General features: G+C 60.0%; 9 protein-coding genes. 6 read left to right on the top strand and 3 right to left on the bottom strand.

Annotated features, from left to right (window positions below; all coding sequences use genetic code 11):
- The 6 genes from AC11W3_RS19330 to AC11W3_RS19355 all read left to right on the top strand — a co-directional run.
- Nucleotides 1-1,159 (top strand): chemotaxis protein CheA (locus tag AC11W3_RS19330; protein ID WP_484093583.1); only part of this gene is annotated, 1,159 nt, incomplete at its 5' end.
- A 13-nt stretch (nucleotides 1,160-1,172) separates the two neighbouring features.
- Nucleotides 1,173-1,772: a chemotaxis protein CheC gene (locus tag AC11W3_RS19335; protein ID WP_484090374.1), complete on the top strand. Its 600-nt coding sequence runs from the start codon at nucleotides 1,173-1,175 to the stop codon at nucleotides 1,770-1,772.
- A gap of 369 nt (nucleotides 1,773-2,141) precedes the next feature.
- Nucleotides 2,142-2,852 (top strand): LolA family protein, encoded by a 711-nt coding sequence (locus tag AC11W3_RS19340; RefSeq protein ID WP_484090375.1) that lies wholly within the window; start codon nucleotides 2,142-2,144, stop codon nucleotides 2,850-2,852.
- A 40-nt stretch (nucleotides 2,853-2,892) separates the two neighbouring features.
- A complete protein-coding gene (locus AC11W3_RS19345; protein WP_484090376.1) occupies nucleotides 2,893-3,378 on the top strand; it encodes a YajQ family cyclic di-GMP-binding protein in 486 nt (161 codons plus the stop codon).
- 198 nt (nucleotides 3,379-3,576) lie between these two features.
- Complete coding sequence (gene rimO / locus AC11W3_RS19350; protein WP_484090377.1) at nucleotides 3,577-4,923, top strand: 30S ribosomal protein S12 methylthiotransferase RimO; 1,347 nt, start codon at nucleotides 3,577-3,579, stop codon at nucleotides 4,921-4,923.
- A gap of 79 nt (nucleotides 4,924-5,002) precedes the next feature.
- The gene (locus AC11W3_RS19355; RefSeq protein ID WP_484093584.1) at nucleotides 5,003-5,422 is read left to right on the top strand and encodes a TraR/DksA family transcriptional regulator; all 420 of its coding nucleotides are present in this window, start codon (nucleotides 5,003-5,005) and stop codon (nucleotides 5,420-5,422) included.
- 157 nt (nucleotides 5,423-5,579) lie between these two features.
- Here AC11W3_RS19355 and AC11W3_RS19360 read toward each other — a convergent pair whose 3' ends face one another.
- The 3 genes from AC11W3_RS19360 to AC11W3_RS19370 all read right to left on the bottom strand — a co-directional run bounded on the left by AC11W3_RS19360 (nucleotide 5,580) and on the right by AC11W3_RS19370 (nucleotide 8,548).
- A complete protein-coding gene (locus AC11W3_RS19360; protein ID WP_484093585.1) occupies nucleotides 5,580-6,587 on the bottom strand; it encodes a 4Fe-4S binding protein in 1,008 nt (335 codons plus the stop codon).
- Nucleotides 6,588-7,056: 469 nt separating this feature from the next.
- A complete protein-coding gene (ttcA, locus tag AC11W3_RS19365; protein ID WP_484090380.1) occupies nucleotides 7,057-7,824 on the bottom strand; it encodes a tRNA 2-thiocytidine(32) synthetase TtcA in 768 nt (255 codons plus the stop codon).
- Nucleotides 7,825-7,846: 22 nt separating this feature from the next.
- Nucleotides 7,847-8,548 carry an NAD(P)/FAD-dependent oxidoreductase gene (locus AC11W3_RS19370; RefSeq protein WP_484093586.1) on the bottom strand — a complete coding sequence of 234 codons (702 nt, stop codon included), beginning with the start codon at nucleotides 8,546-8,548 and terminating at the stop codon, nucleotides 7,847-7,849.
- Between the last annotated feature and the right edge of the window lie 50 nt (nucleotides 8,549-8,598).

Raw genomic sequence — 8,598 nt, forward strand, 5'->3', positions numbered from 1 at the left:
GGAGCCGGCAGGGGAGGTCATCACCGTTCGGGTGAGGACCGAGTTGCTGGATCATCTGGTCAACCTGACCGGGGAGCTGGTGACCAACAAGCACCGCCTGCTGAACGTGAGCCGGGAGCTGAACTCCCCCCAGCTGAACGACGCCATCTCCGAGTCGGCGAGGCTTCTGCGCTCCCTGCACGACGAGGTCATGAAGGTGCGCCTGATGCCCTTCGAGATGATCTGCGACAGGTTCCAGCGCTCCGTCCGCTCGCTGGCCAAAAAGAGCGGGAAGGAGCTCCATTTCGAGCTCGAGGGGCGGGAGATCGGGCTGGACCGCGGAATACTGGAGCAGCTGATCGACCCCCTGAACCACATCCTGAGAAACGCGGTCGACCACGGCCTGGAGACCGGCAACGAGCGGGTGGCGGCGGGAAAACCGGCCCGCGGGACGGTGAAGCTCTCGGTCTCCCGGGACCGCGACCGCGTGCTGGTCAGGGTGAGCGACGACGGGCGCGGGATGGAGCCGCAGCGGATGATCGACGCGGCCCTGAAAAAGAGGCTGATCTCAGCCGAAGAGGCCGAACGGCTCTCGCCTCGCCAGGCCCTGATGCTCTCCTGCCTCCCCGGCTTCTCCACCGCCAAGGAGGTCACCGAAGTCTCCGGACGCGGAGTCGGCATGGACGCGGTCAACGCCTCGGTGCAGAAGCTGGGCGGCACCCTCTCCATCGACTCCGAACCCGGCGTGGGGAGCAGCTTCACCCTCAGGCTCCCCATGACCATAGCCATCATTCACGCCCTGGTGGTTAGGTGCGGCCCACTCACGGTGGGGGTGCCGGTGACCGCCGTCCACCGCACGGTGGAGCTAAGGCGCGACCAGGTGGAGACGGTCGGGAAGCGGCAGGTCTTCTACCTGGACGAGGAACCGGTCCAGATGGTCAGTCTCAACCGCGTCCTCGGATTGCCGCTGGGGCGCTTCCCGGGGGGGATCGTGCCGCTCTTCGTCACCGAGACCAAAGGGCGTCGCATCGGCCTGGTAGTGGACCGCCTGCTGGGACAGCACGAGCTCTTCGTGAAGCCCTTGGGGAGGCCGCTGTCGAAGCTCTCCGGGCTCGCCGGGGGGGCGACCCTGGGCGACGGCGAGGTCATCACCATCCTCGACCTCGCCGATCTGCTGTAAAAGGAGGCCTTACATGATTCCCGTTTTCGAGGCAGCCGAACTCGACGCACTCACCGAAGCTTGCAACATCGGCATGGGCCACGCCGCCACTGCGCTCTCCCAGCTCATGGGCAAGGGTGTCAACATCGAGGCGCCGCGCCTGCAGGTGCTCGACCGCCCGGGTGCCTCCGGGTTGCTCGACACCGAGCAGGTGAGAGCCCTTCGGCTTCATATCCTCGGCAATATCCGCGGCAGCATTCTCATCCTGCTGAAGGAGTCCAACGCCCGCCGCATAGTCGAGCTGCTGCTGGGGTCCCACAAGTCCTCCGAGCTGCCGCTGGACGAGCTCGAGATCTCGACGCTGATGGAGGTCGGCAACATCATAGCCTCCGCCTGCCTCAACGCGTTGGGCTTACTGCTCAAAATGACGCTCCTCCCCTCGGTCCCGACCTTGATCTCGGGAGAGGCCGGGAAGGTGCTGACGGAGGTCCTTGAAGGGCCGAACCACCACGACTCCCTCCTCATGATCGATACCGTCTTCTCAATCGGTGAAGCCCCCTGCTGCGGGAGCGTTTTCCTGGTTCCGGCTCCCGAATCGCTGGAGGCCATGGTGGCGGCGCTGGCGGGAAAGTGAAAGTGCCGGGAGGCTCCCGCCCCGCCTATCCCCGTCGAGTCATCACTCCCCCTCTACATCCTCCCTTTCTGTCAGCGACTCCATGCCAGATCCTCATCATCTCCTTCCCGGCCCCCGACCTCCTCTTCCCATGAGCAAGGCACCTTTCCGGGCAGGCATGGGGAGCCGGAGTCGCCCCTTCCGCCCCAGGCTCCTTGCTAATGATAAACGGGTTGCACCACGGCGGGTTGTATGGCAAAATGCCCGGTCATACTGAGCCGCCACCAGTCTGGACCTTGGAACCGGGCGGATCCAGCTCCTGCGGTTGAGATGACAGCAGATGAAGGCGACGCCGGGAAGCTCGCCTTCACAAGTTTCCGGAGGTATATCATGAGACTCGCGAAGCATTTACTACTTTCCCTGCTGTTGATCGCCGCGGGCGCCACCGTCTGCTTCGGAGCGGAACTGTCGCAGGTGGTCCGCACCCTGGAGCAGGGGTACACCACGCTGAACGACCTGAGGGCCGACTTCAGCCAGAGAAGCACCATCAAGGCCATGAAACGCGAGGAGAAGGGTGGCGGAGAGCTCTTCATCAAGAAGGGCGCCGGCAAGGATGCCATGTTCCGCTTCAACTACTCCAAGCCCAAACAGCAGATCATCTCCAACGGCAAGAAGGTCTGGTATTATCTCCCCGACCAGAAGCAGGTGATGGTGATGGATGTGGCCCAGCTTTTCCAGGAGGGGGGCGGCATCGGCCTCAACTACCTGGCCGGCATGGGACACGTCTCCAGGGATTTCGAGATCTCCTTCGCCCCGGAGCCGCGTGACAAGAAGGGAAATTTCGTCCTCGAGCTGACTCCGAAGAAAAAGAGCCCGGCCATGTCCAGGCTCCAACTGGTGGTGGAGGCCTCGGCGGTCGAGCAGTTCGTATCCACCGGGGAACCCGGCACGCCCTTCCCCATCGTCTCCTCGACCGTTTTCGATCAGGCGGGAAACAGCACCAGGATCGACTACAACAACGTCAAGACCAACCGGGGTGTCGATAGCAGCAAATTCAACTTCAAGATTCCGGCCGGCGTCGAGGTGGTCAAGAACAGATAAGAGTCGCCCGTCACTTAATTCTTCCTCAGGAGGTTTTACCATGCCGTCATTCGACATCGTTTCCAAAGTGGACATGCAGGAGGTTGACAACGCCATCAACCAGACCGTGAAGGAGATCAGCCAGCGCTACGACTTCAAGGGGACCAAGAGCGAGGTGACCCTGGAGAAGGATTCCATCAAGGTGCTGGCCGACGACGACTTCAAACTGAAGGCCATCATCGACATCCTCCAGTCGAAGTTCGTGAAGCGGAACATCTCTCCCAAGGCGCTGCAGTACGGAAAGATCGAGGAGGCGTCGGGTTCGATGGTGCGCCAGATCATCACCCTGCAGGTCGGGATCCCCAAGGAGAAGGCCAAGGAGATCGGGGCAGTCATCAAGGAGAGCAAGCTCAAGGTCCAGAGTCAGATCCAGGAGGACCAGGTCCGGGTCACCGGAAAGAACATCGACGACCTGCAGGAAGTCATCCGGCTCCTGAAGGCGAAGGATCTCGACATCGACATGCAGTTCGTGAACTTCAGAAGCTAAAGATCGGCTCCTGCCTCTTCTACCCGTACCATCAGTTCCCCGCCCCTTGCGGGAGGGGGGCTGTGGGTGGGGGAAGCTGCCAACGGAGACGCGAATGGCGCCTCAAGGGGGGAGTGGAGCAGACGTAGAGGTGGAGGCAGCGTTTTAAGGTAAGTTCTCCTTCCGCAAGGGAGGGTATTCAGATAAAAGGGGTATTTTTTGAGCAAGAAAATTAAGGAAAAGGTCAGCCTGGTAAGCCTTGGCTGCCCCAAGAACCTGGTGGACGCCGAGGTGATGCTCGGTTACTTGTCGAAGGAAGAGTACGAAGTGACCACCGACGAGACGCAGGCCGACATCATCATCGTCAACACCTGCTCCTTCATCAAGGAGGCCAAGCAGGAGAGCATCGACACCATCCTCGACCTGGCCGACCGCAAGCACGACGCCCGCTGCAAGCTGCTGATCGTGACCGGTTGCCTCCCGCAGCGCTACCAGGAAGAGCTCGTCAAGGAGCTCCCCGAGGTCGACATCTTCATCGGCACCGGGGACTACCCCCGCATCGCCGAGATCGTCGCCGAGAAGAAAACCACCTCCGAGCAGCTCTGCTATACCGGCGACCCCAACTTCGTCTACAACGACGAGGTTCCCCGCCTGCAGTCATCCCCGCACTACACGGCGTACCTCAAGATAGCCGAGGGGTGCTCCAACAACTGCGCCTACTGCGTGATACCGTCGCTGCGCGGGGCCTTGCGCTCCAGGCCGCTGGCCACGCTGCTGGCTGAGGCGCAGCAACTGGTGGCGGGAGGGGTGAAGGAGCTCAACCTGATCGCGCAGGACATCACCGCCTACGGCAGGGATCTCCCGGACCAGCCGACCCTGGAGTTCCTTATCACGGAGCTGGCCAAGATGGAGGGTCTGAAGTGGATCAGGCTCCTGTACGCCTACCCGGACGGGGTCAGGGATTCGCTGATTTCCCTGATGAAGAACGAGCCGAAGGTCTGCAAGTATCTGGACCTGCCGATACAGCACATCAGCGACCCAATCCTGAAGCGGATGGGGCGCAGAAGCAGCGAGGAAGAGATCCGCACCCTGATCGCCAAGTTGAGGAGCGAAATCCCCGATATCGCCATCAGGACTTCGCTCATCGTCGGTTTCCCCGGCGAGACCAACGATGATTTCAAGAAGCTGCTGCACTTTGTGGAGGAGACGCGGTTCGACCGGCTGGGTGTCTTCTGCTACTCCCGAGAGGAAGGAACGCCGGCAGCCGACATGCCGGACCAGGTCTCGGAGAGGATCAAGAGGGAGCGGCACAAGAAGCTGATGCGCACCCAGGCCAGGGTTTCCTTCAAGCACAACAGGACACTTGTTGACAGCATCGAAGAAGTACTGGTGGAAGGTTATAGCGAGGAGACCGAGCTCCTTCTGAAGGGACGTTCATCTAGACAGGCACCCGATGTTGACGGCCTGGTCTATATCACTGCAGGCAACGCGAACGTCGGTGACATAGTACAATTGAGGATCACAGACTCCTCAGATTATGACCTGATCGGGGAGATCGTGGACTAGGCTTTTAGCTTGACAGGCCATCGTATTGCTGTATTATTGCGTCGCTTTGAGGGACCGACAAACAGGAGTGGATTCTAATATGACAGAAAAACCCGATGAAATGAAAGCGATGCTCCTCAAAATGAAAGAGGAGACGCTTAAAGAGATCAACAAGACGGTGAAGTCCGGATCGGACGTCGCTGTCAACGAGCCGAGCGGCGACATCTACGACCAGGCTTCCAGTGAGCGCGATCGTGAGCTGGGCCTGCTGCTGGGTGACCGCGAGCGGGAAAAGCTCAAGAATATCGACGAGGCACTGCTTAGGCTGGAAGAAGGCGAGTACGGTATTTGCGAGGAGTGTGAAGAGGAGATTCCGATGGGCAGGCTGAAGATCGTTCCCTTCGCCCGCCACTGCGTTAAATGCAAGGCGGACCTGGAGAAGCAGCAGGCTCAGACCAAGCGCTTCGAAGAAGACCGCGCCTATCGCGACATCGCGCTGGGAGAGGAAGAAGAAGGTTAGGCAGTCAGCATAGAGACGAAAAAGGGGACGGCAGAAATGCCGTCCCCTTTTTTTGTTTTTATCCCGCCACACTTCTTTGCCGATCTTTGGCTCCTTGTCCGACATCCCCTCCCCCGGAGGGGGCGGACGCGGCTCAGGAAGGATATCGATGCCGGAGCTAGTGGGGCGAATCCGCCTCAGGATGATCAGCGCCGTTGGTAATGAGCCTCTGGTACTCCGCCTTGTCGATGGAGGTATGCCAGTGCCCGGTCATCCTTCCCACGAGGCTGCCACCGACGAAGATAACAACCACCAGGACGGCGAACACGCCCCCTGGAACCACCTTTCCCCCCTTCACCCTGAGTTGCAGGGCCTCCGGCTTGGGGCAACTGCTCACGCAGCGCAGGCACCCGATGCACTCCTCAGAGCAGACCCTTTCCTGGTGCATGACATCGAGATGCGAGGGGCAGGCCTTGTTGCAGCTCCCGCAGGAGATGCAGGCACTCTGCAGCCTCTCGACCTTCACCGGGGAAAACCTCGACAGGGCGCCGAGGAGGGCTCCATACGGGCAGAGAAAGCGGCAGAACGGGTTGCGGAAAAAGAAGGAAAGAAGGAGGAACGTCCCCACCACGACCAGCGGCGTCCCGGAAAGATGCAGGAAGAAGTCGAGGAGCTTTACGTCGGCCATCTTGTTGTAGTCGGAGATGATGAAGGACTTGACGCTCTCCGGCGACATCAGCAGCACGATGGAAAAGACGAAGAAAACCAGCAGCAGGTACTTGATGGGTCTCATCAACCAGTCGAGCCAGAGCCAGACCCTGAAATTTCGCCCCATCACCCGCTGCCCGGTCTTCCACAGGAGTTCAGTGATGGTGGAAACGGGGCAGATCCAGGAGCAGAAAGCCCTCTTCAGCAGCAGCGACACCAGCAGCACGGCCAGGAAGATCATCAACGCCGCCGGGTGAATGGTGTTGATGCTCCCGGAGGTAAGCCACCCCTTCAGACTCAGCAGGCCGGAGATAGGCAGAAAAGCCTCGACGCCGTCAGGGCGCGCCACGAAGGGGGTAGCACCGCCACTGCGGAAATGGAGCACGAAACGATAGAACGTCACACCGATATAGAGGGAGAAGAGGAGAAAGCCCCATTGAACCGCTATCCTTACCCTCTGCGTCTTCTTGTCCGACATCTGGCACCTTCCTTTATATATTCACTTCCCCGCCGGGAGCGCCGGCCAGAAAATGGAAGCTCGTCGTGATCACGGACTTTCCAAGCCCCGTGAGTCCCCTCCCCGCAGGGGGAAACGGGAACCGTCGTCAATTTAGATCCCCTCCCCCCTCGAGGGGGAGGGTCAGGGTGGGGGGGAAGGCGCCATCTGCAACTCCGTTGGCGGCGCTACCCCCCCCTAGCCCCCTCCCGCATGGGGAGGGGGGACCGGTAGAAGGGAGGAGTTTAATTGAGAGGGGCGGTTATGAGTCAACGAGAGGACGTTATGAGCCCCCTTGAGCAGTGCGACTTATTCTGTCGCAACCCCATGCTATCGTCTCATCATCAAACGATGGGGAGGCAGCTCACATGGAACCAATGGTCGTCGTCGCTTTCTTTATAGTCATCTACTGCGGGTACATCACTGTTAAAGACATCATCGCGGATCTTCGTCAGGAAGGGTTCCTGGTCAAGCCCCTGTCGAGCAGATGCCGCGGGTGCACATTGGAAAGCGCCTTCAGCAGGCTCTTCTTTACCAATGGATTGTCCCGCTCCAGGGTCTCCAGCAATTCCTTCATTTTCTTGCGCTGCAAGTCCGCCTTTCCGCAGACCGGGCAGCAGCAACAAACGACGGGGAAACGGTTGTTGCGCGAAAACGGGATAATCTCCTTCTCCGGAACATAGACCAGCGGCCTGATGACCGTGGTGATGCCGTTGTCGGCCAGCATGCTCGGGGCCATGGCCTTCAGCGAGCCGACGAAAAACTGGTTCAGGAGCAGGGTCTCGATGAAGTCATCCATGTGGTGGCCGAGGGCCAGCTTGTTGCAGCCGAGCTGCTGCGCCAGGGTGTACAGCGTGCCGCGCTTGAGTCTCGCGCAGATGGAGCAGTATGAAGAGTTTGGCCGGCGCTTCTCGGAGATGATGTCGTAGTGCTCGGTCTTCTCCATGTGATAGGAGAAGCCGTGCTCCCGCAGGTGTTCTTCGATGATGTCGGCGCGAAAGCCGCGATAACCGGAATCGATATTGACTGCCACCAGCTCGTAGCGAACCGGCGCCCGCCTTCGCAGCGTCTCCAGGATATGGAGCAGGGAGTAAGAGTCCTTCCCTCCGGAAACCGCGACCGCAATCCGGTCACCCTCCGATATCAGATCGAAATCGGCGATGGCCTTGCCAACGCGGTTCTTGATCCTGGTAAAGATCGGGTCTTGAATCAGCGCCACGAGACCCCTCCTTGTTCCCTTTTCATGCCTGGGCTCCGCAAGCACAACTCTCTACAGAAGCGTCTTCCCCCAGGATCTCCCGCCTGAACCCGTCAATGCCAAGCTCCTCGACCACCTTGCCGAGACGCTCCTTCTTGGGCCACTTCTTGTAGAAATCAACGATCCGCGCCACGATCTCGAGCACCGCCTCCTCCGACGGGACATCGTCGACGAGCAGGTCAGCCAGCCGCGGCTTGGCCCCAGCATTGCCGCCGACGAAGACCCGCCACCCTTTGGCGGTTCCGTAAATGCCGATGTCTTTTACCGAGACCTCAGCGCAGGAGAGAGGGCATCCCGAGACGCCTATCTTCATCTTGTTGGGGAGTTCCATCGCGTGGTAGATCTTGTCCAGCTTGAGTCCCAGCGACGGCGAGTCCTGTATGGCGCGTTTGCAGTGACCGGTACCGGGGCAGATCTTGACGCTCCTGACACAGAGGCCGATGGCAGCCCCATGCGGCTCGGCCAGCTCGGCCCAGATGGTGTCAAGATCCTCCTCTTTCGCACCGATCATGGCGATCCGCTGGGCGGAGGTGAGCTTCAGCCCAAGGTGGTATTTATCAGCAACGTCGCAGATCTTCCTCAGCGTCGCCGTATCGGTGAACCCGCCCGGAATATGCGGCGCGATCGCGTAGGTCTCTTTGTCCCGCTGAAGTATCGCCCCTTTTTCCACGATGTCCTTCTTCATAATGTCCTCCTTTGATGGTTATTTGATTGATGCAGGTCAAATTACTAGAA

The organism is Geomonas sp. (assembly GCF_056994735.1).